The sequence below is a fragment of the Pseudomonas aegrilactucae genome (genome assembly GCF_019168305.1).
GTDB classification, from domain to species: domain Bacteria; phylum Pseudomonadota; class Gammaproteobacteria; order Pseudomonadales; family Pseudomonadaceae; genus Aquipseudomonas; species Aquipseudomonas aegrilactucae.
Map to the genome: position 1 here is coordinate 1 of NZ_JAHTBI010000029.1, position 23,525 is coordinate 23,525.

22 protein-coding genes and 3 pseudogenes are annotated in these 23,525 nt (G+C 63.4%); 14 read left to right on the forward strand and 11 right to left on the reverse strand.

Features of this window, described 5'->3' with window-relative positions; translation table 11 throughout:
• From KUO17_RS08830 to tldD, 5 genes and pseudogenes are all read left to right on the forward strand, one after another.
• Positions 1-404 (forward strand): Maf family protein (locus KUO17_RS08830; RefSeq protein WP_217975049.1); only part of this gene is annotated, 404 nt, incomplete at its 5' end.
• Positions 405-491: 87 nt separating this feature from the next.
• A complete protein-coding gene (rng, locus tag KUO17_RS08835) occupies positions 492-1,949 on the forward strand; it encodes a ribonuclease G (RefSeq protein ID WP_217975051.1) in 1,458 nt (485 codons plus the stop codon).
• Between the two features lie 79 nt (positions 1,950-2,028).
• A pseudogene (locus KUO17_RS08840) lies at positions 2,029-5,845 on the forward strand (YhdP family protein).
• A 9-nt stretch (positions 5,846-5,854) separates the two neighbouring features.
• Positions 5,855-6,667 (forward strand): annotated as a pseudogene (locus KUO17_RS08845) (carbon-nitrogen hydrolase family protein); the annotation flags it as partial.
• Between the two features lie 42 nt (positions 6,668-6,709).
• Positions 6,710-8,149 (forward strand): metalloprotease TldD, encoded by a 1,440-nt coding sequence (tldD, locus tag KUO17_RS08850; protein WP_217975115.1) that lies wholly within the window; start codon positions 6,710-6,712, stop codon positions 8,147-8,149.
• Between the two features lie 42 nt (positions 8,150-8,191).
• Here the strand turns inward: tldD and yjgA are convergent, their stop codons facing one another.
• Positions 8,192-8,713, reverse strand: coding sequence for a ribosome biogenesis factor YjgA (yjgA, locus tag KUO17_RS08855; protein ID WP_217975053.1), 522 nt, complete (start codon positions 8,711-8,713; stop codon positions 8,192-8,194).
• A 108-nt stretch (positions 8,714-8,821) separates the two neighbouring features.
• On the opposite strand from yjgA, the gene pmbA reads away from it, so the two are divergent.
• The 6 genes from pmbA (at position 8,822) to KUO17_RS08885 (ending at position 14,160) form a co-directional block, all read left to right on the forward strand.
• A complete protein-coding gene (pmbA, locus tag KUO17_RS08860; RefSeq protein ID WP_217975055.1) occupies positions 8,822-10,168 on the forward strand; it encodes a metalloprotease PmbA in 1,347 nt (448 codons plus the stop codon).
• 213 nt (positions 10,169-10,381) lie between these two features.
• Positions 10,382-10,783 carry a FagA protein gene (locus KUO17_RS08865; protein WP_217975057.1) on the forward strand — a complete coding sequence of 134 codons (402 nt, stop codon included), beginning with the start codon at positions 10,382-10,384 and terminating at the stop codon, positions 10,781-10,783.
• Positions 10,776-12,152, forward strand: coding sequence for a class II fumarate hydratase (locus tag KUO17_RS08870; RefSeq protein ID WP_217975059.1), 1,377 nt, complete (start codon positions 10,776-10,778; stop codon positions 12,150-12,152). Before KUO17_RS08865 ends, KUO17_RS08870 begins: the two co-directional genes overlap by 8 nt.
• A gap of 28 nt (positions 12,153-12,180) precedes the next feature.
• Positions 12,181-12,642, forward strand: a complete 462-nt coding sequence (locus KUO17_RS08875; RefSeq protein WP_217975061.1) for a DUF2753 domain-containing protein — start codon at positions 12,181-12,183, stop codon at positions 12,640-12,642.
• Between the two features lies 1 nt (position 12,643).
• Positions 12,644-13,255: a superoxide dismutase gene (locus KUO17_RS08880; protein WP_217975063.1), complete on the forward strand. Its 612-nt coding sequence runs from the start codon at positions 12,644-12,646 to the stop codon at positions 13,253-13,255.
• 11 nt (positions 13,256-13,266) lie between these two features.
• Complete coding sequence (locus KUO17_RS08885) at positions 13,267-14,160, forward strand: ZIP family metal transporter (protein WP_217975065.1); 894 nt, start codon at positions 13,267-13,269, stop codon at positions 14,158-14,160.
• Between the two features lie 15 nt (positions 14,161-14,175).
• Here KUO17_RS08885 and KUO17_RS08890 read toward each other — a convergent pair whose 3' ends face one another.
• The 10 genes and pseudogenes from KUO17_RS08890 to KUO17_RS08935 all read right to left on the reverse strand — a co-directional run bounded on the left by KUO17_RS08890 (position 14,176) and on the right by KUO17_RS08935 (position 21,187).
• Positions 14,176-14,448, reverse strand: coding sequence for an HPr family phosphocarrier protein (locus KUO17_RS08890; RefSeq protein WP_217975067.1), 273 nt, complete (start codon positions 14,446-14,448; stop codon positions 14,176-14,178).
• A 20-nt stretch (positions 14,449-14,468) separates the two neighbouring features.
• Entirely contained in the window at positions 14,469-15,323 is an 855-nt protein-coding gene (rapZ, locus tag KUO17_RS08895; RefSeq protein WP_217975069.1) for an RNase adapter RapZ, read from the reverse strand.
• A gap of 2 nt (positions 15,324-15,325) precedes the next feature.
• On the reverse strand, positions 15,326-15,790 hold the full coding sequence (gene ptsN, locus KUO17_RS08900) for a PTS IIA-like nitrogen regulatory protein PtsN (RefSeq protein WP_217975072.1): 465 nt from the start codon (positions 15,788-15,790) through the stop codon (positions 15,326-15,328).
• Positions 15,791-15,802: 12 nt separating this feature from the next.
• Positions 15,803-16,111, reverse strand: a complete 309-nt coding sequence (gene hpf / locus KUO17_RS08905; RefSeq protein WP_163943012.1) for a ribosome hibernation-promoting factor, HPF/YfiA family — start codon at positions 16,109-16,111, stop codon at positions 15,803-15,805.
• A gap of 86 nt (positions 16,112-16,197) precedes the next feature.
• A complete protein-coding gene (locus tag KUO17_RS08910) occupies positions 16,198-17,691 on the reverse strand; it encodes an RNA polymerase factor sigma-54 (protein ID WP_217975074.1) in 1,494 nt (497 codons plus the stop codon).
• A gap of 179 nt (positions 17,692-17,870) precedes the next feature.
• Entirely contained in the window at positions 17,871-18,596 is a 726-nt protein-coding gene (lptB, locus tag KUO17_RS08915) for an LPS export ABC transporter ATP-binding protein (RefSeq protein ID WP_217975076.1), read from the reverse strand.
• Positions 18,597-19,121 carry a lipopolysaccharide transport periplasmic protein LptA gene (gene lptA, locus KUO17_RS08920; RefSeq protein WP_163943007.1) on the reverse strand — a complete coding sequence of 175 codons (525 nt, stop codon included), beginning with the start codon at positions 19,119-19,121 and terminating at the stop codon, positions 18,597-18,599.
• On the reverse strand, positions 19,108-19,680 hold the full coding sequence (gene lptC / locus KUO17_RS08925) for an LPS export ABC transporter periplasmic protein LptC (protein ID WP_217975078.1): 573 nt from the start codon (positions 19,678-19,680) through the stop codon (positions 19,108-19,110). Before lptC ends, lptA begins: the two co-directional genes overlap by 14 nt.
• 8 nt (positions 19,681-19,688) lie before the next feature.
• Positions 19,689-20,213, reverse strand: coding sequence for a KdsC family phosphatase (locus tag KUO17_RS08930; protein ID WP_217975080.1), 525 nt, complete (start codon positions 20,211-20,213; stop codon positions 19,689-19,691).
• Positions 20,214-21,187, reverse strand: a pseudogene (locus KUO17_RS08935) (KpsF/GutQ family sugar-phosphate isomerase). It abuts the gene before it with no gap.
• A gap of 256 nt (positions 21,188-21,443) precedes the next feature.
• Here KUO17_RS08935 and KUO17_RS08940 point away from each other — a divergent pair.
• Genes KUO17_RS08940 through mlaD form a run of 3 tightly spaced genes read left to right on the forward strand, consistent with a single transcriptional unit; the run spans position 21,444 to position 23,517 of the window.
• Positions 21,444-22,253, forward strand: coding sequence for an ATP-binding cassette domain-containing protein (locus KUO17_RS08940; RefSeq protein ID WP_217975082.1), 810 nt, complete (start codon positions 21,444-21,446; stop codon positions 22,251-22,253).
• Positions 22,253-23,050, forward strand: coding sequence for a lipid asymmetry maintenance ABC transporter permease subunit MlaE (gene mlaE, locus KUO17_RS08945; protein ID WP_217975084.1), 798 nt, complete (start codon positions 22,253-22,255; stop codon positions 23,048-23,050). Before KUO17_RS08940 ends, mlaE begins: the two co-directional genes overlap by 1 nt.
• Positions 23,050-23,517, forward strand: a complete 468-nt coding sequence (gene mlaD, locus KUO17_RS08950) for an outer membrane lipid asymmetry maintenance protein MlaD (RefSeq protein WP_217975086.1) — start codon at positions 23,050-23,052, stop codon at positions 23,515-23,517. Before mlaE ends, mlaD begins: the two co-directional genes overlap by 1 nt.
• Positions 23,518-23,525 lie beyond the last annotated feature (8 nt).

Genomic DNA, 23,525 nt, shown 5'->3' on the forward strand with positions numbered 1-23,525 from the left:
CGCTGGCCGTGCTGGGCGCCGACACCGCCGTGGTGCTCGACGGGCAGATCCTTGGCAAGCCACTGCACCGCGAGGATGCGCTGGCCATGCTGGCGGCGCTGTCCGGTCGCGAGCACCAGGTACTGACTGCCGTGGCGCTGACCGACGGCGAGCAATGCCTGAGCGTGCAGGTCGGCAGCCTGGTCAGCCTGCGCCAGATCACCGCGCACGAAGCCCAGGCCTACTGGGCCAGCGGCGAGCCGCAGGACAAGGCCGGCAGCTATGCGATCCAGGGCCTGGCGGCGGTTTTCGTCAAGGGGCTGCACGGCAGCTACTCGGCGGTGGTGGGCTTGCCGCTGAGTGAAACCGCCGAATTGCTCGATCATTTCGCGATCCCCTGCTGGCAAAGCCTGCCGGCCCGTTGAGCGAGGAATCATCCCGACCTGTTTATTGCTCGCCAGCGACCGCCGGGCAATCCATCATTAGCTGAAGACCTTTGACGAGAGCCTGCCATGAGTGAAGAGATTCTGATCAATATCACGCCGATGGAATCACGCGTGGCGGTGGTGGAGAACGGTGTTCTTCAGGAAGTGCATGTCGAGCGCACCCAGCGCCGCGGCATCGTCGGTAATATCTACAAAGGCAAGGTGGTGCGGGTGCTGCCCGGCATGCAGGCGGCGTTTGTCGATATCGGCCTGGAGCGCGCCGCGTTCATCCATGCGTCGGAAATCTCCCAGCGCGAAGGCTCGACCGTCGAGACCATCAGCGCCCTGGTGCACGAGGGGCAGAGCCTGGTGGTGCAGGTGACCAAGGACCCGATCGGCTCCAAGGGCGCGCGCCTGACCACGCAACTGTCGATCCCGTCGCGCTACCTGGTGTACATGCCGCGTACCAGCCACGTCGGCATCTCGTTGAAGATCGAGGATGAGGGCGAGCGTGAGCGGCTCAAGCAGGTGGTGGCCGACTGCATCGCCCAGGAGAACATCCAGGACGCCGGCGGTTTCATCCTGCGCACCGCCGCCGAAGGCGCCGGTGCCGATGAAATCCTCATGGACATCCGCTACCTGCGTCGGCTGTGGGACCAGATCGGCGCGCAGATCAAGACCGTGGGCGCACCCACCGAAATCTACGAAGACCTGGGCCTGGCCCTGCGTACCCTGCGCGACCTGGTCAACCCCAAGATCGAGAAGATCCGCATCGACTCGCGGGAGACCTTCCAGAAAACCACGCAGTTCGTGGCTGAACTGATGCCGGAGATCGCCGACCGCCTGGAGCACTACCCGGGCGAGCGCCCGATTTTCGACCTGTATGGGGTCGAGGACGAGATCCAGCGCGCCCTCGACCGCAAGGTGCCGCTCAAGTCCGGCGGCTACCTGGTGATCGACCCGGCCGAGGCGATGACCACCATCGATGTGAACACCGGGGCGTTCGTCGGCCACCGCAACCTCGAAGAGACCATCTTCAAGACCAACCTGGAGGCGGCCACCGCGATCGCTCGCCAGCTGCGCCTGCGCAACATCGGCGGGATCATCATCATCGACTTCATCGACATGGAAGACGAAGAGCACCAGCGCCAGGTGCTGCGTACCCTGGAAAAGCAGCTGGAGCGCGACCACGCCAAGACCAACATCATCGGCATCACCGAACTGGGGCTGGTGCAGATGACCCGCAAGCGTACCCGCGAAAGCCTGGAGCAGGTGCTGTGCGAGCCATGTGCCAGTTGCCAGGGGCGCGGCAAGCTGAAAACCCCCGAGACCATCTGCTACGAGATCTTCCGCGAGATCCTGCGCGAGGCCCGTGCCTACCAGGCCGAAGGCTACCGGGTGCTGGCCAACCAGAAGGTGGTCGACCGCCTGCTCGACGAAGAGTCAGGTAACGTTGCGGAGCTGGAGGCCTTCATCGGGCGAACCATTCGCTTCCAGGTGGAGTCGATGTACTCCCAGGAACAATATGATGTGGTGCTGCTCTGACTCGCGCTGAAATACTTCCCGTGCTGGCAAACCCGGCGTACCGGGCCATAGTTACTGCACCATACGGGGAGCCTTTGCCATGGAGCGTCTGATCCGCGTTCTGGGCACCCTGACCCGCTGGGGGCTGGGCATCAGTGCCCTGCTTGCGGTACTGGTGGCGTTGTACGTCAGCCTGGGCCGTGAACTCATACCGCTGGTGGCCGAATACCGTGCCGAAGTGGAACAGAAGGTTGAGGCGGCGGTGGGCATGCCGGTGCATATCGGTGCGCTGGAGGGCCGCTGGAGCGGACTTGCACCTGTGTTGCACGTGCGTGACGTGCAACTGGGGGACGGGGCGGGTGCGTTGCGCCTGGACGAGGTCAAGGTCGTGCCAGACCTGTGGGCCAGCCTGCGGGCGCGCCAGGTGCGCCTTGCCCAGGTCGAGTTGGGCGGCCTGCAACTGAACCTGCGTGAAGATGAAAACGGTCGCTGGAGCCTCAAGGGCTTGCCGGTCAAGGACGATCAGCCGCTGGATGTGCAGCAGTTGCTCGAGCGCTCCCAGGTGGTGTCCAGGGTGTCGGTGCTCGACAGCCAGGTCACCCTGGAGCCGTTCGGCCACGACCCCATGACCCTTACCTATGTCGGCCTTGGCCTGCAGACCGGCAGTGTGCGCCAGCGCCTGGATGCGCGCCTGACCCTGCCCGATGGCCAGCCCGTGAGCCTGAGCCTGCGCAGCCGCGTGCGCCCCGCGCAGTGGCGCGATGGCGCGGTAGACGCTTACCTGAGCCTGCCGCAGAGCGACTGGTCCAAGTGGCTGCCGGCCCGCGTGCTGGGCCAGTACAAGGCCAGTGAGTTGCGCGCCGGTGGCGAGGTGTGGGTGGGCTGGAGCAAAGGTCAGTTGCAGACTGCGACGTTGCGCCTGAACGCTCCGCGCCTCAAGGGCGCCTATGCCGAGCGCAAGGCCGTGGCGCTGGACAACCTGGCGCTCAACGCCTGGCTGCGCCGCGATGGCGAGGGTATCGAGGTGGTGCTCGACTCCCTGGCCATGAGCCTGGGCGAGACGCGCTGGGAATCCCATGTACAGGTACGTCAGAGCGCCGCCACGGACAAGGCCGATGAACTGTGGACGGTACAGGCCGATCGCCTCGACCTGACCCCGTTGACCCCGATCGTGCACGCGCTGGCGCCATTGCCCGACAAGGCCATGGCGGTGGTCGATGGCCTGAAGGTGACTGGTGGCCTGCGCAACGTGCGCCTGGACCTGCGGCCCAAGGCACAGGGTGACCAGCGCCTGAGTTTTGCCGCCAACCTGGAACGGGTCGGCTTCGATGCCTATCACGGTGCGCCAGCGGCGGGCAACGTCAGCGGCAGCATCAGCGGCGACCTGGGGCAGGGCGAGCTGCGCCTGGACACCGACAGGTTCATGCTGCACCTGACGCCGATCTTCGCCGACCCGTGGCATTACCTCAAAGCCAATGCGCGCCTGACCTGGCGCCTCGACCAAGAAGGTTTCACCCTGATCGCACCGTACCTGCAGGTGCTGGGCGAGGAGGGCAGGATCGCCGGTGACTTCCTGATCCGACTGCTGTTCGACGAGGCCCGTGAAGACTATATGGACCTGCGTGTGGGCCTGGTGGACGGCGACGGACGCTACACCGCCAAGTACCTGCCCCAGGTGCTCAGCCCGGCGCTGGACCACTGGTTGCGTACCGCGATCCTCAAGGGTGCGGTGGACGAAGGCTACTTCCAGTACCAGGGCTCGCTGGCGCATGGTGCGACACCCGAGTCGCGCAGCATCAGCCTGTTCTTCAAGGTGCATGATGCCGAGCTGGACTTCCAGCCGGGTTGGCCCCACGTGCGCAAGGTCGATGGCGATGTGTTCATCGAGGACACCGGGGTACGGGTCAATGCCCGCAGCGGGCAGTTGCTCGATACCCAGGTGCGTGACGTGCAGGTGAATATCCCCCATGTGAACCAGGGCGAGCCTTCGCACCTGTACCTTCAGGGCCGGTTCGACGGGCGCCTGGCGGACGGTGTGAAGATCCTGCAGGAGGCCCCGATCGGCACCGGGCCGACCTTCGCTGGCTGGGAGGGCGAGGGGCCGCTGCGTGGCAAGCTCAAACTCGATGTGCCGCTGGCCAAGGGCGAGCAACCCAAGGTAGTGGTGGACTTCAGCACCGAGCAGGCGCGCCTCAAGCTCAGTGAGCCACCGCTTGAACTGAGGCAGCTCAAGGGGGACTTCAGCTTCGACTTCGACAAGGGGCTCAGTGGCCAGAACATCACCGCCCAGGCGTTCGACAAGCCGATCAGTGCGCAGATCTTCGCCGAGGGCAAGCCGGGCCAGTTGCAGACCCGTATCGCGGCCAAGGGGCAGATCGCACTCAAGGCGCTGACCGACTGGCTGAAGGTCAGCCAGGCGCTGCCGGCGTCGGGCGAAATGCCGTATCAACTGCAAGTGAGTGTGGGCAGCCGTGAAAACCTGTTGAGTGTCGACTCCAGCCTCAAGGGCCTGACGGTCGACCTGCCGCCACCGTTCGGCAAGGCGGCCAATGAAACCCGCACCAGCCAGTTCAAGATGAACCTGCAGGGCCCTGAGCGACGTTTTGACTTCACCTATGCCGATATCGCCAGGCTTGCCTATGCGGCCCCTGCCGGCAAGCTGGACCAGGGCCGTGGCGACCTGCTGCTGGGCACGGGCACCGCGCAACTGCCGCCTGGCCAGGGGCTGCGCGTGCGCGGGCGCCTGGCCGAGCTGGACCTGGAACCCTGGCAGCAACAGCTGCAGCGTGTGGCCGGTGACGATCCGGGCGGCAGCGCCCGCCAGACCCTCAGCAGCGTGGACCTGAGCATCGGCCAGCTCAAGGGCTTTGGCCAGACGCTCAACCAGGCGGTGGTGCGCCTGGACCGTAGCAGCACCTTCTGGGCCCTGCGCCTGGACAGCCTGGAGGTCATCGGCAATGCGCGTATCCCGGATGCCAGGGGCGCGCCGATCGTGATCAACCTGCCGACCATCCACCTGCCCCCGGCCGACCCCGCCGAAGCGACGTCGCCGGATGCTCCTGACCCGCTGGCCTCGGTCGATCCGCGCAAGATCCCGGCAATCGACCTGACGATCGGCAAGCTGTTTCGCGGCGATGACCTGCTGGGCAGTTTCGCGCTCAAGGCCCGCCCGACCGCCAGGGGGGGTCGCGCTCAATGACGTGGACTTGAGCCTCAAGGGCCTGGTGATTGACGGTAGCGCCGGTTGGGAAGGCGCGCCGGGCAAGAGCGACAGCTGGTACAAGGGGCGCCTGGAAGGCAAGAACCTCGCCGATATCCTCAAGTCGTGGGGCTTCGCGCCCACGGTGACCAGCCGCGATTTCCGCCTGGACGTGGACGGACGCTGGCAGGGCTCGCCGGCGTGGGTCAGCCTCAAACGGTTCTCCGGCAGCCTCGATGCGTCGCTGCGCAAGGGCCAGTTCGTCGAGGTCGAGGGTGGTGCCCAGGCCCTGCGCGTATTCGGCCTGCTCAACTTCAACTCCATCGGCCGCCGCCTGCGCCTGGATTTCTCCGACCTGCTCGACAAGGGCCTGAGCTATGACCGGGTCAAGGGGCTGCTGGTGGCCAGCGACGGGGTGTACGTGACCCGCGAGCCGATCACCCTGACCGGCCCATCGAGCAATCTTGAGCTGGACGGCACCCTGGACATGGTGCGCGACCGGGTCGATGCGACCTTGCAGGTTACCCTGCCGGTGACCAACAACCTGCCCCTGGCCGCACTGATTGTCGGTGCGCCGGCGGTGGGTGGTGCGCTGTTTCTGGTGGACCGGCTGCTGGGCGATCGGGTGGCGCGCTATGCCAGCGTGCATTATCGCGTCGAGGGGCCGTGGAAAGAGCCTAAGATTAGCTTTATCAAACCTTTCGAAAAGTCGCGCTAGGACATGGACATGACGTCAGCGGTGATTCAAATGGTCAGCCAGGACGACGTGCTGGCCAACCTGGCCAGGGCCAGGGCCCTGCTTGAACAGGCTGCCGAAGGCGGTGCACGGCTGGCCGTGCTGCCGGAAAACTTCGCCGCCATGGGCCGGCGCGACAGCGCGGCCATCGGCCGTGCCGAGGCGCTGGGCGAGGGGCCGATACTGCCGTGGTTGAAACAGACCGCACGCGACCTCAGGTTATGGATTGTAGCGGGCACCTTGCCGTTGCCGCCGCTCGACCAGCCCGAGGCCAAAGCCCATGCCTGCTCCCTGCTGGTCGACGCGCATGGCGAGCAGGTCGCCCGCTACGACAAGTTGCACCTGTTCGACGTGGATGTGGCCGACAGCCGCGGGCGCTACCGGGAGTCGGACGACTATGCCCACGGTGCGCAGGTGGTGGTGGCCGATACCCCGGTAGGGCGTGTGGGCCTGAGCGTGTGCTATGACCTGCGTTTTCCCGAGCTGTACAGTGCCTTGCGCGAGGCCGGGGCCGAACTGATCACGGCACCGGCGGCGTTTACCGCCGTTACCGGCGCGGCGCACTGGGAAGTGCTGATCCGTGCCCGGGCCATAGAGACACAGTGTTACGTATTGGCGGCCGCCCAGGGCGGTACGCACCCGGGGCCACGGGAAACCCATGGCCATGCCGCTATCGTCGACCCCTGGGGGCGTATCGTCGTCCAACAGGCCAGCGGCGAAGCGGTGCTGCTGGCGCCCCGCGACAGCAGCGAGCAGGCGTCCATTCGGACGCGGATGCCGGTGGCCTCGCACCGGCGCTTTTTTTTCGCAGGGCGCCATGCGGCCTGCGCACACCTCGGAGTGACTATGAGCGAGTTGTTATCCACTGTCAGCGATCACCTGCTGGCGCCGGGCGGCCTGACCCTCGACAGCCTGCAATCGGTGCTGGGCGAGTTGGCCGGGCCGGGAATCGACGCCGCCGACCTGTATTTCCAGGGCCAGATTTCGGAGTCCTGGGCGCTTGAAGACGGCATTGTCAAGGAAGGCAGCTTCAACCTCGACCAGGGCGTCGGCGTGCGTGCCCAGTCGGGCGAGAAGACTGGCTTCGCCTACAGCAACGCGATCAACCTCGAAGCCCTGACCTCGGCCGCACGCGCAGCCCGGTCGATCTCGCGTGCCGGGCAGAACGGCAGCGTGCAGGCCTTCAAGAGCCAGGATGTGACCGCGCTGTATGCGCCAGGCAACCCGCTGGACGTGCTCAGCCGCGCCGAAAAGGTCGAGCTGCTCAAGCGTGTCGACGTCGCCACGCGTGCCCTCGACCCGCGTATTCAGCAGGTCAGCGTGAGCATGGCCGGGGTGTGGGAGCGCATTCTGATTGCCGCCGCCGATGGCAGCCTGGCCGCCGACGTACGGCCGCTGGTGCGCTTCAGCGTCAGCGTGATCGTCGAGCAGAACGGCCGTCGCGAGCGCGGCGGGCACGGCGGTGGCGGGCGAACCGACTATCGGTATTTCACCGATGAACGGGTCATGGGCTTTGCGCGCGAAGCGTTGCGCCAGGCGCTGGTCAACCTGGAGGCGATGCCGGCACCGGCGGGCACCTTGCCGGTGGTGATGGGCGCAGGCTGGTCGGGGGTGCTGCTGCACGAAGCGGTCGGGCATGGCCTGGAAGGCGACTTCAACCGCAAGGGCAGCTCTGCCTACAGCGGCAAGCTGGGCGAAAAGGTTGCGTCGAGCCTGTGCACCATTGTCGACGACGGCACCCTGGAAGGCCGTCGCGGTTCGCTGAGCGTGGACGACGAGGGTACCCCGACCGAGTGCACCACGCTGATCGAGAACGGCATTCTGAAGGGCTACATGCAGGACAAGCTCAACGCGCGCCTGATGGGCATGGCGGTCACCGGCAACGGCCGGCGCGAGTCCTATGCGCACCTGCCGATGCCGCGCATGACCAACACCTACATGCGGGCTGGCCAGAGCGACCCTGCCGAGATCATCGCCTCGGTCAAGCGCGGCATCTACTGCGCCAACCTCGGTGGCGGCCAGGTAGACATCACCAGCGGCAAGTTCGTGTTCTCCACCAGCGAGGCCTACCTGATCGAAGACGGCAAGATCACCGCGCCGATCAAGGGCGCGACGCTGATCGGCAATGGCCCGGAAGCCATGAGCAGGGTGTCGATGGTCGGTAACGACCTGGCGTTGGACAGTGGGGTGGGGACGTGTGGCAAGGATGGGCAGTCGCTGCCTGTCGGCGTTGGCCAGCCGACCCTGAAGATCGATGCGATCACCGTGGGTGGCACGGGCGCATGAAGATGAAACCGGGCGGGCAGGGCGCCTGCCCGGTCGCGAAATTCACCGCAGGCCGCGTTGAATCTCGTCCAGATCGCGGATGTACTTGAAGATCTTGCGGCTGGCGCTGGGGGCCTTGTTGCGTGCCAGCTCGTGCTGGGCCTGGCGGATCAGCGAGCGCAGCTGCTGGCGATCGGCGTCGGGGTATTCCTGGACAAATTTCTCCAGGACTTCGTCGGTACCTTCGATCAGCCGGTCACGCCAGCGTTCGAGGTTGTGGAACCGCTCGTTGTACTGGCGAGAGGAAGCGTCGAGTTGGTCAAGCAGCGCGAGGATCGCGTCGATGTCCTGGTCACGCATCAGCTTGCCGATGAACGACTTGTGACGTCGCTTGGCTTCGTTGGCGGTGTGCCGCTTGTGTTCTTCCAGGGCCGCGCGAAGTTCGTCGGTCAAGGGCAGTTTGGCCAGGATATCGGGCTTGAGCGTAGTGAGGCGCTCGCCCATATCAACCAGCGCCTGCATCTCGCGCTTGATCTGGGTTTTGCTTTTTTCGCCGTCAAAGGCGGTGTCGTAAGAATCAACCATGGGGGCAGTCCGCTGAGAATCGCCGCCATGATAACCAGTCGGGGGCCGCTTGTCCGGTCCGGTCGTAGATTGACCCGTGCCGAACGCAGAATTTGAGTGGAGAAAACCATGAGTGCAGTTCAGAGCGTAGGTCCGCAGGCCTTGCCGGCGTTGCAGGAACAGGTCGAACAGATTATCGCCGAGGCCCGGCGCCAGGGCGCCAGCGCCTGCGAAGTGGCCGTGTCGCTGGAGCAGGGGTTGTCGACCTCGGTGCGTCAGCGTGAAGTCGAAACCGTCGAGTTCAACCGCGACCAGGGCTTTGGCATCACCTTGTATGTGGGGCAGCGCAAGGGCTCGGCGAGCACGTCGGCCAGCGGCAGCGAGGCCATTCGCGAGACCGTCGCCGCCGCCCTGGCGATTGCCAGGCACACCTCCGAGGATGACTGCTCCGGCCTTGCCGATCCGGCCCTGATGGCCCGTGACCTGCCAGACTTCGATCTGTACCACGCCTGGGACATCACGCCCGAGCAGGCGATCGAAAAGGCGCTGGCCTGCGAGGCGGCGGCGTTCGATGCCGATGCGCGCATACTTAACGCCGATGGCACCACGTTGAGCACCCATCAGGGTTGCCGCGTGTACGGTAACAGCCATGGTTTCATCGGCGGCTATGCGTCTACCCGCCACAGCCTGAGCTGCGTGATGATCGCCGAGGGCGACGGGCAGATGCAGCGTGACTACTGGTACGACGTGAACCGCCAGGGCGAGTTGCTGGCCGACCCGCAGAGCATTGGTCGACGCGCGGCGCAGCGTGCGGCGTCACGCCTGGGCGCGCGCCCTGTACCCACCTGCGAGGTACCAGTGCTGTTTTCGGCGGAGCTGGCCGGTGGTTTGTTCGGCAGCTTCCTCGGGGCGATTTCCGGCGGCAACCTGTACCGCAAGTCGTCCTTCCTGGAGGGGTGCATGGGGCAGCGCCTGTTCCCCAGCTGGCTGACCCTGGACGAGCGCCCGCACCTGCAGCGTGCGCTGGGCAGCGCTTCGTTCGACGGTGACGGCCTGGCCACCTATGCCAAGCCGTTCGTCGAAAACGGCGAGCTGGTGTCGTACGTGCTGGGGACATATTCCGGGCGCAAACTCGGTCTGCCGAGTACCGCCAATGCCGGTGGTGTGCATAACCTCTATGTGACCCATGGCGTTGAAGACCAGGCAGCGCTGCTGCGTCGCATGGGCCGCGGTCTGCTGGTCACCGAGCTGATGGGGCACGGCCTGAACATGGTCACTGGCGATTATTCGCGCGGTGCGGCGGGGTACTGGGTGGAGAATGGCGAGATTCAGTTCGCCGTGCAGGAAGTCACGATCGCGGGCAACATGAAGGACATGTTCCAGCAAATTGTCGCGATCGGTAACGATCTTGAAACCCGCAGCAACATTCATACTGGGTCGGTGCTGATCGAGCGCATGACTGTCGCGGGTAGCTGACCTAGCCGCCCTCTTCGCTGGCAAGCCAGCTCCCACAAGGTGCGATGTACACTGACCCTGTGGGAGCTGGCTTGCCAGCGAAGGGGCCCTGTCAAACACCTTGACACCTCTATTTGAAGCCCGGCCCTTGCGTCGGGCTTTTTGCTTTTCGCCTTTGGTTGCACTTGAACTGATTCTGATTATCACTTAATAATGACTATCATTATCTAGGCGATGATGTTCATGAGACCTGTCCTTCACGAATTGCCCTACCTCGAAAACTGGCGCTGGCTGAGCCGGCGCATTCGCTGCGCGCTCGAGCCCGACGAGCCGCGCCTGATCGAACACTATCTCGCCGAAGGGCGTTACCTGGTCTGCTGCACCGACACGTCAGCCTGGACCGTCGCCTTGACTTCCTTCCGCCTGTTGCTCGACACCGCGTGCGATCGCATGCTGCCGTGGCATTGGCGCTGTCTGTGCCTGGACCAGGCCTGGAAGCCCCTGCTGCAGTTGCGCAAGCTCGACGGTGGCGAGCACGGCCAGCGCTGGCAGCCCTTCGCCCTGCAACTGGCGAACTGCACGCTGCTGCCTTCGATTTCTTTCGCTGAACTGATGCAAGGACTTGATGATGAGTAATACCCGTATCGAGCGTGACAGCATGGGTGAGCTGCAGGTGCCGGCCGAGGCCCTGTATGGTGCCCAGACCCAGCGCGCGGTGAACAACTTCCCTGTCAGCCGGCAGCGCATGCCGACCCAGTTCATCCGTGCACTGCTGCTGGCCAAGGCTGCTGCGGCCAAGGCCAACGTGGAACTGGAGCAGATCAGCCAGGCCCACGGCGCAGCCATCGTCACCGCCGTCGAGCAACTGCTGGCTGGCGATTTCATGCAGCACTTTCCGGTCGATGTGTACCAGACCGGTTCCGGCACCAGTTCGAACATGAACGCCAACGAAGTGATCGCTACCCTCGCCAGCCGCGTGCTGGGCGACACGGTCAACCCCAATGATCACGTCAATTGCGGCCAGAGCAGCAACGACATCATCCCCACCACCATCCACGTGAGTGCCGCGCTGGCCCTGCACGAGCAGTTGTTGCCGGCGCTCAAGCACCTGGTGCAGGTCATCGAGCACAAGGCCGAGCAGGTGCACCCGTTCATCAAGACCGGGCGTACCCACCTGATGGATGCGATGCCTGTGCGCATGAGCCAGGTGCTGGGTGGCTGGGCTGCACAGATCAAGGCCGCCATCGGTCATCTGAACGATACGCTGCCAAGCCTGCAGGCGCTGGCCCAGGGCGGCACCGCTGTTGGTACCGGGATCAATGCCCACCCTGAATTCGCCGCGCGTTTCAGTCAGCAACTGAGCAGCCTGACCCAGGTGACCTTCGTGCCGGGTGAGAACCTGTTCGCCCTGATCGGCTCGCAGGACACTGCGGTGGCAGCTTCGGGCCAGCTCAAGGCGACCGCCGTGGCCCTGATGAAGATCGCCAACGACCTGCGCTGGATGAACTCCGGCCCGCTCGCGGGCCTGGGTGAAATCGAGCTCGAAGGGCTGCAGCCTGGCTCCTCGATCATGCCAGGCAAGGTCAACCCGGTGATCCCGGAAGCCACCGCCATGGTCGCCGCCCAGGTCATCGGCAACGACGCGACCATTGCAGTGGCCGGTCAGTCGGGCAACTTCGAACTCAACGTGATGCTGCCGATCATTGCGCAGAACCTGCTCAGCAGCATCGAACTGATGGCCAACGTCAGCCGCCTGCTGGCCGACAAGGCGATTGCCAGCTTCAAGGTCAATGAACCCAAGCTCAAGGAAGCCCTGGCGCGCAACCCGATCCTGGTGACCGCGCTCAACCCGATCATCGGCTACCAGAAGGCTGCCGAAATCGCCAAGACCGCCTACAAGCAGGGCCGGCCGATCATTGAGGTGGCGTTGGAGCACACCGATCTGCCGCGTAGCCAGCTGGAAACCCTGCTCGATCCGGAAAAGCTCACGGCTGGCGGTATCTGACACCGCCCACCGCTTTTGGAGGTTTGTCATGCAGCATTGGAAACGCACCACTGAAATAGCCAACCGCCTGTTCCAGCAAGGCGACCTGGTAGACGCCCGCGAGTTGTACTTGCAGGCCCTGGCCTTGGCCCAGGTGTTGTTCGAGCGCTGGCAGGATGCCGACGAAGCGGTGGCCGCCTGTGTCATCTCGCATCACAACCTGGCCGATCTGCACCTTCGCCTGAAGCAGCCGCAGGAAAGCGCGGAATACCTCTGCGCCATTCACCAGCGGCTGCTGCAGACCGCCCAGGATGAGCGCCTGTCGCCGACGCTGCGCGACGCAGCGTTGCGCCAGAGCGGTGCGACCTATACCGAACTGTTGAACTTCATCAGCGAGTACGGCCAGTACCCGCGCACTGAACGTCTGCTCTATCGCCAAGGGGCGCAACCGGCCCTGCTCGCCGGCCAGGAACAACTACAGCCCTCAGCCTCTCACTATGGAACCCACTGATATGCCGCATACCTTGCCTGCATTGCCTTACGCCTACGATGCGCTGGAACCGCACATCGATACCCAGACCATGCAGATCCACCACAGCAAGCATCACCAGACCTACATCAACAACCTCAATGCCGCCCTCGAGGGCACCGAATACGCCGAGTGGCCGATCGAGAAGCTGGTCGCCAGCGTGAACACCCTGCCGCAGAACCTGCAGGCAGCGGTCATCAACCAGGGCGGCGGGCATGCCAACCACAGCCTGTTCTGGACAGTGATGGCACCGCAAGGCGGCGGTGTACCGCACGGTGCAGTCGGCGAGGCGATCGATGACCAGTTGGGCGGCTTCGAGGCGTTCAAGGACGCCTTCACCAAGGCCGCGCTGACGCGTTTCGGCAGTGGCTGGGCATGGCTGAGCGTCACCCCCGAGAAGACGCTGGTGGTCGAGAGCAGCGGCAACCAGGACAGCCCGCTGATGAGTGGCAACACGCCGATCCTCGGGTTGGATGTCTGGGAGCATGCGTACTATCTGCTGTACCAGAATCGTCGTCCCGAATACATCGGCGCTTTCTACAACGTGATCAACTGGTCCGAAGTAGAACGTCGCTACGTCGCCGCCCTGGTGTGAGTCGTAGCGGTATGCGCTCGGATGTGATGGCCATTGGCAGTGTGCGCCTGTTTCGGCTGGCGCTGGGTACGCTGCTGTTGCTGGTGGGCACTGCCTTGCTGGTGGTGCAGGGCTTTGCCTGGCTGAACCTGGAGCCGCGCATGCTGCGCGCGCTGGAGGGTGGTGCACTGTGTGCATTGGGCACGGCGTTGGGCGCGGTGCCGGTGCTGGTGATTCGCAGCATGCCGGTGGCGGTGGCCGACACCCTGCTGGGGTTCGGCGCCGGCGTGATGCTGGCGGCGACTGCGTTCTCGCTGATCATCCCGGGCCTGGATGCCGCGCAAGCGGTCGGCTTCGGCAAGTGGGGGGCCGGTGGCCTGATCAGCTTCGGCCTGTTGTTCGGCGCATTCTGCCTGTACCTGGTCGACCGCAAGGTGTCGGCTGTATCGCCTGATGCCTTGGTTGCGACGCCTGGCAAGCCGGTGATCCCGGCGCGTATCTGGGTGTTCGTGATTGCCATCATTGCCCACAACATTCCCGAGGGCATGGCCATTGGCGTGTCGGCGGGCGGTGGCATGGCGGATGCCGACAGCCTGGCCATGGGCATCGCCCTGCAGGATGTGCCGGAGGGGTTGGTGATCGCGCTGGTATTGGCCGGTGCGGGCATGGGCCGTTTCAAGGCGTTCCTGATTGGCGCTGCGTCCGGGCTGGTAGAGCCGCTGGCGGCGGTGCTGTGCGCCTGGGTGGTCAGTGTCGCCGAACTGATGCTGCCGCTGGGCCTGGCTTTTGCGGCCGGTGCCATGTTGCTGGTGGTGACTCAGGAGATCATTCCGGAGTCACGCAGCAACGGCAATCATCGCCTGGCAAGCCTTGGGCTGTGCATCGGCTTCTGCCTGATGATGGTAATGGATACCGCGTTGTCCTGACGCGAGAGGGCGAGGTTACTCGCCTTCGTCGAAGTAGTTGTTGATCAGCTCGATCAGCCCCTGGAGTGCCGCATCCTCGTCTTCGCCTTCGGTATGCAGATGGATCTGCGTGCCTTTGCCCGCGGCCAGCATCATCACGGACATGATGCTCTTGCCGTCGACCATGGACTCTGGCGTACGGCCTACGCGTACCTTGGATTGGAACTTGCCTGCCACGCCAACGAACTTGGCCGCTGCCCGAGCGTGCAGCCCCAGCTTGTTGATGATGGTTATTTCTTGAGCGGGCATCGCGAGTGGGATCCTGGGGGCTAGAGGTCGCGGTGGCGGACCTGGACGTTCTTCAGTGTTTGTTGCAGTAACTGGCCCAGGCGCTCGGTGAGGTACACCGAGCGGTGATGACCCCCGGTGCAGCCAATGGCAATGGTGACATAGGCTCGATTGCTGGCGGCGAAGCGCGGCAGCCATTTGAGCAAATAACTGGAGATGTCCTGAAACATCTCCTCGACGTCCGGTTGTGCTGCGAGGTAGTCGATCACCGGCTGTTCAAGCCCGGAATGCTCACGCAACTCGGGCTTCCAGTACGGATTGGGCAGGCAGCGCACGTCGAATACAAGGTCGGCATCGACCGGCATGCCACGCTTGAAGCCGAACGACTCGACCAGGAACGCGGTGCCCGGCTCGGGCTGGTTGAGCAGGCGCAGCTTGATCGCGTCGCGTAGCTGGTAGAGGTTGAGGTTTGTGGTGTCGATCTTCAGATCGGCCAGGTCCGCAATCGGCCCCAGCAACTCGCTCTCGACCCGAATGGCTTCGGCCAGTGAGCGTTGGGTATTGGTCAGCGGGTGGCGCCGGCGGGTTTCCGAGAAGCGCTTGAGCAGGGTGTCTTCGTCGGCGTCCAGGTACACCACGTCGCAATGGATATGCTTGCTACGCGCATCTTCCAGCAGCTCCGGGAAGCGGCTGAGATGGCTGGGCAGGTTACGCGCGTCTATCGAGACGGCCACCAGCGGCTGCATGAGCTCGGTGTTGATCAGGGCGTTTTCGGCCAGTTGCGGCAACAACCCGGCAGGCAGGTTGTCGATGCAGTAGTAGCCGTTGTCCTCGAGTACCGCGAGGGCGGTACTCTTGCCGGAGCCAGACCGGCCGCTGACGATGATCAAGCGCATGTTCAGTGCTCGTTTTGCACGTCCAGTACGACCTGGTACAGGGATTGATTACTTTTGGCCGCACGCAGTTTTTCGCGCACGTCCTGACGGTCAAGCATGCTGGCGATCTGGCGCAGCAGCTGGAGGTGCGCATCGGTGGCGGCTTCCGGGACCAGCAGCACGAACAGCAGGTCGACGGGGGCGCCATCGATGGCGTCGAAATCGATCGGGGTGTCCAGGTGCAGCAGGGCGCTTACTGGGTTTTCACAACCTTTCAAGCGGCAGTGGGGGATCGCAATACCGTTGCCGAAGCCGGTCGAGCCCAGTTTTTCACGGGCGATCAGGCTTTCGAACACGACCTGGGTGTCCAGTTCGGGCACTTCCTTGCCGATCAGATTGGCAATCTGTTCGAGCGCACGCTTTTTACTGCCGCCCGGCACGTTCACGAGGGAACGGCCGGGGGTCAGGATGGTTTCTAGTCGGATCATGAGTGAGGGGGGTCAGCGGGCCGCTGCACCTTGCAGGAGGCTTTGCTGTTTTTCCTTGTGTTTTTTCAGTTGGCGGTCGAGCTTGTCAGTCAAGGCATCGATCGCTGCATACATGTCTTCATGCTCGGCGTTGGCAACCACTTCGCCGCCCGGAATCTGCAAGGTAGCCTCAATTTTCTGCTGAAGCTTTTCGACCTTCATGATGACCTGAACGTTGGTGATCTTGTCGAAATGCCCCTCCAGTCGTTTCAGCTTCTGCTCAACATACTCGCGCAGGGGCGGAGTGACTTCTACATGCTGTCCACTGATATTGACTTGCATACAGCTTCTCCTTTGTTGCCGGTGCATAAGAGGCAGGTATTGCGCCTGCCACTGAATTGCGGTGGCACATCTCAGGAAGCGCTACATCACATCAATCGCTTGCGTTCGCTCGACGGTGCAATGCCGAGAGACTCGCGGTACTTGGCGACGGTGCGACGGGCTACCTGGATGCCTTGTGCCTCCAGTAAACCAGCGATCTTGCTGTCACTCAATGGCTTTTTCTGATTTTCCGCCGCGACCAGTTTCTTGATGATCGCGCGGATCGCCGTGGACGAGCATTCGCCGCCTTCGGCGGTGCTCACGTGGCTCGAGAAAAAGTATTTCAGTTCGTAGATGCCGCGCGGGGTGTGCATGTATTTCTGCGTGGTTACCCGCGAGATGGTCGATTCGTGCATGCCCACTGCCTCGGCGATATCGTGCAGCACCAGCGGCTTCATTGCCTCGTCACCGTGGTCGAGGAAGCCACGCTGGTGCTCGACGATCTGGGTGGCGACCTTCATCAGGGTCTCGTTGCGGCTCTGCAGGCTCTTGATGAACCAGCGTGCCTCCTGCAACTGATTGCGCATGAAGGTGTTGTCGGCGCTGGTGTCGGCGCGGCGCACGAAACCTGCGTACTGTGCGTTGACGCGCAGGCGCGGCACGGCCTCCTGGTTGAGTTCGACCAGCCAGCGGTCGGCGTCCTTGCGCACGATCACGTCGGGCACCACGTATTCGGCTTCGCTCGATTCAATCTGCGAGCCTGGGCGCGGGTTGAGGCTCTGGACCAGTTCGATGACCTGGCGCAGTTCGTCTTCCTTGAGCTTCATGCGACGCATCAACTGGCTGTAGTCGCGGCTGCCGAGCAGGTCGATGTAGTCACTGACCAGGCGCTGCGCTTCGGCCATCCAGGGCGTGCGCGACGGCAGTTGGCGCAGTTGCAGCAACAGGCATTCGCCCAGGTTGCGCGCGCCGATACCGGCCGGCTCGAACTGCTGGATGCGGTGCAGCACGGCCTCGACTTCGTCGAGTTCGATGTCCAGTTCCGGGTCGAAGGATTCGCAGACTTCCTCGAGGGTTTCGTCCAGGTAGCCCTGGCTGTTGATGCAGTCGATCAGCGTCACGGCGATCAGCCGGTCGGTATCGGACATCGGCGCCAGGTTCAACTGCCACAGCAGGTGGCTCTGCAGGCTCTCGCCGGCCGAGGTGCGGGTGGTGAAGTCCCACTCGTCATCGTCATTGCTGGGCAGGCTGCTGGCACTGGTCTGGTAGATATCTTCCCAGGCCGTGTCTACCGGCAGCTCATTGGGAATGCGTTCGCTCCATTCGCCGTCCTCGATGTTGTCCACCGTGGGAGCGGCTTCCTGGAAGCTGGTCTCCTGCGGCTCGGCGGGGGGCTTGGACTCGGCGTTGTCCGCCATGGGATCGCTGTTGTCGAAGTCTTCGCCTTCTTCCTGGCGTTCGAGCATCGGGTTGGACTCCAGGGCTTCCTGGATTTCCTGTTGCAGATCCAGTGTGGAAAGCTGGAGCAGTCGGATGGCCTGTTGCAACTGAGGGGTCATCGTCAGTTGCTGGCCCATTCTTAGGACGAGCGATGGTTTCATGGCAGGGGCTTAACACCTTATTCGCCGGCGCACATGCGCCATCTACTACAAGGGCGCGAAAGCGCCAACTTTAAGCAAATTATATGCCTGAAATCGAAGCGTTTGCCTAGAGCGCTGTAACAATTAAACCCGTTTCGGGGTCGATTGCCAGCGCCCTGGCAGCGCCAGACACCACGAGCTTACAGGCGGAACTCGTGACCGAGGTATACCTCTTTCACCAGGTCATTGGCCAGGATGGTTTCTGCGTCGCCTTCGGCGATCAGTTGGCCATCGTTGACGATGTAGGCAGTTTCACAGATATCCAGCGTCTCACGCACGTTGTGGTCGGTGATCAGCACGCCGATGCCTTTGGCCTTCAGGTGGTGGATGATCTGCTTGATGTCACCCACCGAGATCGGGTCGACACCGGCAAAGGGTTCGTCGAGCAGAATGAACTTCGGTGCAGTGGCCAGCGCCCGGGCGATCTCCACACGGCGTCGCTCACCACCGGACAGGCTCATGCCGAGGTTGTCACGAATGTGGCTGATGTGAAATTCCTGCAGCAGGCCTTCCAGCTCCTTGCGACGACCATCGCGATCGAGTTCCTTGCGGGTCTCCAGGATCGCCATGATGTTGTCGGCCACCGACAGCTTGCGAAAGATCGAGGCTTCCTGGGGCAGGTAGCCGATACCGGCGCGGGCGCGCCCGTGCATCGGCTGATGGCTGACATCCAGGTCGTCGATCAGCACGCGGCCCTGGTCGGCCTGTACCAGGCCGACGATCATGTAGAAGCAGGTGGTCTTGCCGGCACCGTTCGGGCCGAGCAGGCCCACGATCTGGCCGCTGTCGATGGACAGGCTGACGTCACGCACGACTTGCCGGCTCTTGTAGCTCTTGGCCAGATGCTGGGCTTTGAGGGTCGCCATTTACTCGGCCTTCTTCTTCGGCTGGATCACCATGTCGATGCGCGGGCGCGGGGTCGAAACCTGGCCGCCACGACCGGCAGTGGCCACCTGCGACTTGGTGTTGTAGACGATCTTCTCGCCTTCGGTGGTGTTGCCTTCGTTGATCACCTTGGCCTGGTCGGTCAGGATGACCAGGTCCTTCTGTGCCTGGTACTGGATCTGCTTGCCGTAACCTTGCATCTTGTCCGGCTTGGCGGCGCTCTGCTGCTGCTCGAAGTAGGCCAGGTTGCCCACGGAGGTCACCACGTCGATGTCGCCGCTGGCGGCACGGGTGATGGTCACGGTGTTGCCTTTGATCATCATCGAGCCCTGGGTGATGATCACATCGCCCCGGTAGGTGGCGATGCCTTGCTTGTCATCCAGTTGAGCGTCGTCGGCCTGGATACGGATAGGCTGATCGCGGTCATTCGGCAGGGCCCAGGCGCTCGCGCTTCCCAGTGCTGCGCTCAGGCTGAGCAAAAAGGGGAGGGTTTTAACGAGCCTCATACTGTCCTCTTACGTTGGACAGCAGGTTCATCCTGCCGTCTTTCAAATACGCTTTCATTCCCTTGCCCGTAGTTGTGCCACCGGCGCCGTCGATTCTAACGGCTTGCTCGGTTTGCGCATATTGCTTCTGCGGGAAGACTGTCATGCGGGTGGTGGTGATGATGGTCTCGCGGTTCTGGTCGTCGGTGCGGGCTACCCGCACATTGTCGATCAGTTCCACTTCGGTGCCGTCCGGGTTGACTTCGCCGCGGGTGCTCTGCACATGCCATGGGTAGGCGGTGCCGCGGTACATGTTCAGGTCCGGGGTGGTCAGCAGGGTGACTTCGCTGGCTTTCAGGTGCTCGACCTTGTCGGCGGTCATCTCGTACTGCAGCTTGCCGTCAGGCAGGAACTGCACACTGTGGGCGTTGATGGCGTAATAGTCGATGGCGTTCTCGTCGACCTGGGCCATGGGCTGGTCGAGGAACGTCTCGGGGCTGATATTCCAGTAGCCGACGGCTGCGAGCAGGGCAGCGATCACACTGAACAGCGCGATGTTGCGGATCTTTTTACTGAACATGGATCGCTCTACAGGTAATTGGCATTCGCCGCGTCCAGGTTGCCCTGGGCTTGCAGGATCAGTTCGCAGAATTCGCGGGCCGCGCCTTCGCCACCCCGTGCACGAGTCACACCATGGGCGTGTTCGCGCACGAAGCTGGCGGCGCTGGCCACGGCCATGCCCAGGCCCACCCGGCGAATCACCGGCAGGTCGGGCAGGTCGTCGCCCAGGTAGGCCACTTGCTCATAGCTTAGGCCCAGTTGGCCAAGAAGCTCGTCGAGCACGACCAGTTTGTCTTCGCGGCCCTGGTACAGGTGCGGGATACCGAGGTTCTTGGCACGCCGCTCGACCACCGGGGTCTTGCGGCCGCTGATGATCGCCGTGGTCACGCCTGACTGCATGAGCATCTTGATGCCCTGGCCGTCGAGGGTGTTGAAGGTCTTGAATTCGCTGCCATCTTCGAGGAAATACAGGCGACCGTCGGTCAGCACGCCATCCACGTCGAAAACTGCCAGCTTGATGGCTTTGCCGCGTTGCAGCAGGTCCTGGTTCATTTACATCACTCCGGCGCGCAGCAGGTCGTGCATGTTGAGGGCGCCGACCGGCTGGTCGAGCGTGTCGACCACCACCAGCGCGCTGATCTTGTGGTCTTCCATGATTTTCAAGGCCTCGGCGGCGAGCATCTCGGCGCGGGCGGTCTTGCCGTGCACGGTCATCACCTCGTCGATCAGGGTGGTGTGCACATCGATATTGCGGTCCAGGCTGCGACGCAGGTCGCCGTCTGTGAAGATCCCGGCCAGGCGCCCGTCGCTTTCGCGTACCACGGTCATGCCAAGGCCTTTGCGCGACATTTCCAGCAGCGCGTCCTTGAGCAGGGTGCCGCGCTGTACCTGGGGCAGTTCGTCGCCGCCGTGCATGACGTTCTCGACCTTGAGCAGCAGGCGTCGGCCCAGGGCGCCGCCCGGGTGCGAGAAGGCGAAGTCTTCGGCGGTGAAGCCGCGCGCTTCGAGCAGCGCGATGGCCAGCGCGTCGCCGAGCACCAGCGCGGCGGTGGTCGAGGAGGTCGGGGCCAGGTTCAGCGGGCAGGCTTCCTGTGCCACGCGGGCGTCGAGATTGACCTCGGCGCCTTGGCCAGCGGCGAGTCGGGGTTGCCGGTCAGGCTGATGAGCTTGATGCCCAGGCGCTTGATCAGCGGCAGCAGCGTCACGATCTCGTTGGTGGAGCCGGAGTTGGACAGGGCCAGGATGATGTCATCCCGGGTGATCATGCCCATGTCGCCGTGGCTGGCTTCGGCCGGGTGGACGAAGAACGACGTGGTGCCGGTGCTGGCCAGGGTCGCGGCAATCTTGTTGCCGATGTGCCCGGATTTGCCCATGCCCACTACCACGACCCGGCCCTTGCTGGCCAGAATCAGCTCGCAGGCCTTGACGAAATCGGCGTCGATGTGGGCCAGCAGGCCTTCCACCGCTTCGACTTCGAGGCGGATGGTGCGCTGTGCGGATTGGATCAGGTCGGTGGATTGGCTCATGTCGTAAATCGGATTGCCTGATGAAAAGGCGGGGATTATAGCGGTAATGCGCCAAAGCCTCACCTGTGTTTGTGCCGATCATCGACGGCGAAGCTTAATCGAGCCTTAACTTAGCCTGAACAAGGGCGGTGCTGGCCTTGGGGCGGCCCTATCAGCGGTGCTATAGTTCGCCGCCTGTTCGGCCCGCTCAGGGCGTGCGTGTCTCCATGAAGGAGGTGGGCGTCTGAGTGAGAAGGCTGCATCGCAAGGAGTTTAGATGAGCGTTGATAACGCCTACGCGGTCGAATTGAAGGGCGTGACCTTCAAGCGCGGTTCGCGCAGCATCTTCAATAATGTCGACATACGCATTCCACGCGGCAAGGTCACCGGCATCATGGGGCCTTCCGGGTGTGGCAAGACCACGCTGCTGCGCTTGATGGGCGCGCAGTTGCGCCCGGCCAGCGGCGAAGTGTGGGTGGCCGGCCAGAACCTGCCGACGCTGTCGCGCAGCGACCTGTTCGACGCCCGCAAGCACATGGGCGTGCTGTTCCAGAGCGGCGCACTGTTCACCGACCTCGACGTGTTCGAGAACGTCGCGTTTCCGCTGCGCGTGCATACCCAGCTGTCCGAAGAAATGATTCGCGACATCGTGCTGATGAAACTGCAGGCGGTGGGGCTGCGCGGCGCGATCGAGCTGATGCCCGACGAGCTGTCCGGCGGCATGAAACGGCGCGTGGCGCTGGCCCGTGCGATCGCCCTGGACCCGCAGATCCTCATGTACGACGAACCGTTCGTCGGCCAGGACCCGATCGCCATGGGCGTGCTGGTTCGCCTGATTCGGCTGCTCAACGATGCGCTGGGTATCACCAGCATCGTGGTGTCGCACGATCTTGCAGAAACCGCCAGCATTGCCGACTACCTGTACGTGGTGGGTGACGGGCAGGTGCTGGGTGAGGGGACGCCGCAGGAGCTGATGAGCTCCGACAACCCGCGCATTCGTCAATTCATGAAAGGCGACCCGGATGGCCCGGTGCCCTTTCACTTTCCTGCGCCTGATTACCGCGCCGATCTTCTGGGGAAGCGTTGATGCGCAGAAAATCCTTGCTCGAACGTGTTCGTCTGTTTGGCCGCTCGGCCATCGACGTGGTCGCTGTGCTGGGGCGCTCCTGCCTGTTCCTGCTGCATGCCCTGGTGGGGCGCGGCGGCATTGGCGGCGGCTTCCAGTTACTGGTCAAGCAGTTGTACTCGGTGGGTGTGATGTCGCTGGCGATCATCGTCGTGTCGGGCGTGTTCATCGGCATGGTGCTGGCCCTGCAGGGCTTCAGCATCCTCGCCAAGTACGGTTCGGAGCAGGCTGTCGGGCAGATGGTGGCCCTGACCCTGTTGCGTGAACTGGGCCCGGTGGTCACCGCCTTGCTGTTCGCCGGGCGTGCCGGTTCTGCCTTGACCGCCGAAATCGGCAACATGAAGTCCACCGAGCAGCTGTCGAGCCTCGAAATGATCGGCGTAGACCCGCTCAAGTACATCGTGGCGCCGCGCCTGTGGGCCGGCTTCATTTCGCTGCCGCTGCTGGCGATGATCTTCAGTGTCGTCGGCATCTGGGGTGGTTCGTGGGTCGCGGTCGACTGGCTGGGGGTCTACGAAGGCTCCTTCTGGTCGAACATGCAGAACAGCGTTTCGTTTACCGATGACGTGCTCAACGGGGTGCTCAAGAGCCTCGTGTTTGCCTTCGTCGTCACCTGGATTGCCGTATTCCAAGGCTATGACTGCGAGCCCACCTCAGAGGGGATCAGCCGAGCCACTACCAAGACCGTGGTCTATGCCTCGTTGGCAGTCCTGGGTCTGGACTTTATTCTGACCGCCTTGATGTTTGGAGATTTCTGATGCAAAACCGCACCCTGGAAATCGGTGTCGGCCTGTTCCTCCTGGCCGGGATCCTGGCACTGCTTCTGCTGGCCCTGCGTGTCAGTGGGCTGTCCGCGAGCCCGAGCAGCGATACCTATAAAGTTTATGCTTACTTCGACAATATCGCCGGTTTGACTGTCAGAGCTAAAGTGACCATGGCCGGTGTGACCATCGGCAAGGTCACTGCCATCGATCTGGACCGCGATACCTACACCGGTCGGGTGACGCTGCAACTGGAAAAACGCGTCGACAACCTGCCGACCGACTCCACTGCCTCGATCCTGACTGCCGGGTTGCTCGGCGAGAAGTACATCGGCATCAGTGTCGGCGGTGAAGACGGCGTGCTCAAGGACGGTGCAACCATCCATGACACCCAGTCGGCGCTGGTGCTGGAAGATCTGATTGGCAAGTTCCTGCTCAATACCGTTGGCAAAGAAGCTAAATAAGGAGTTTC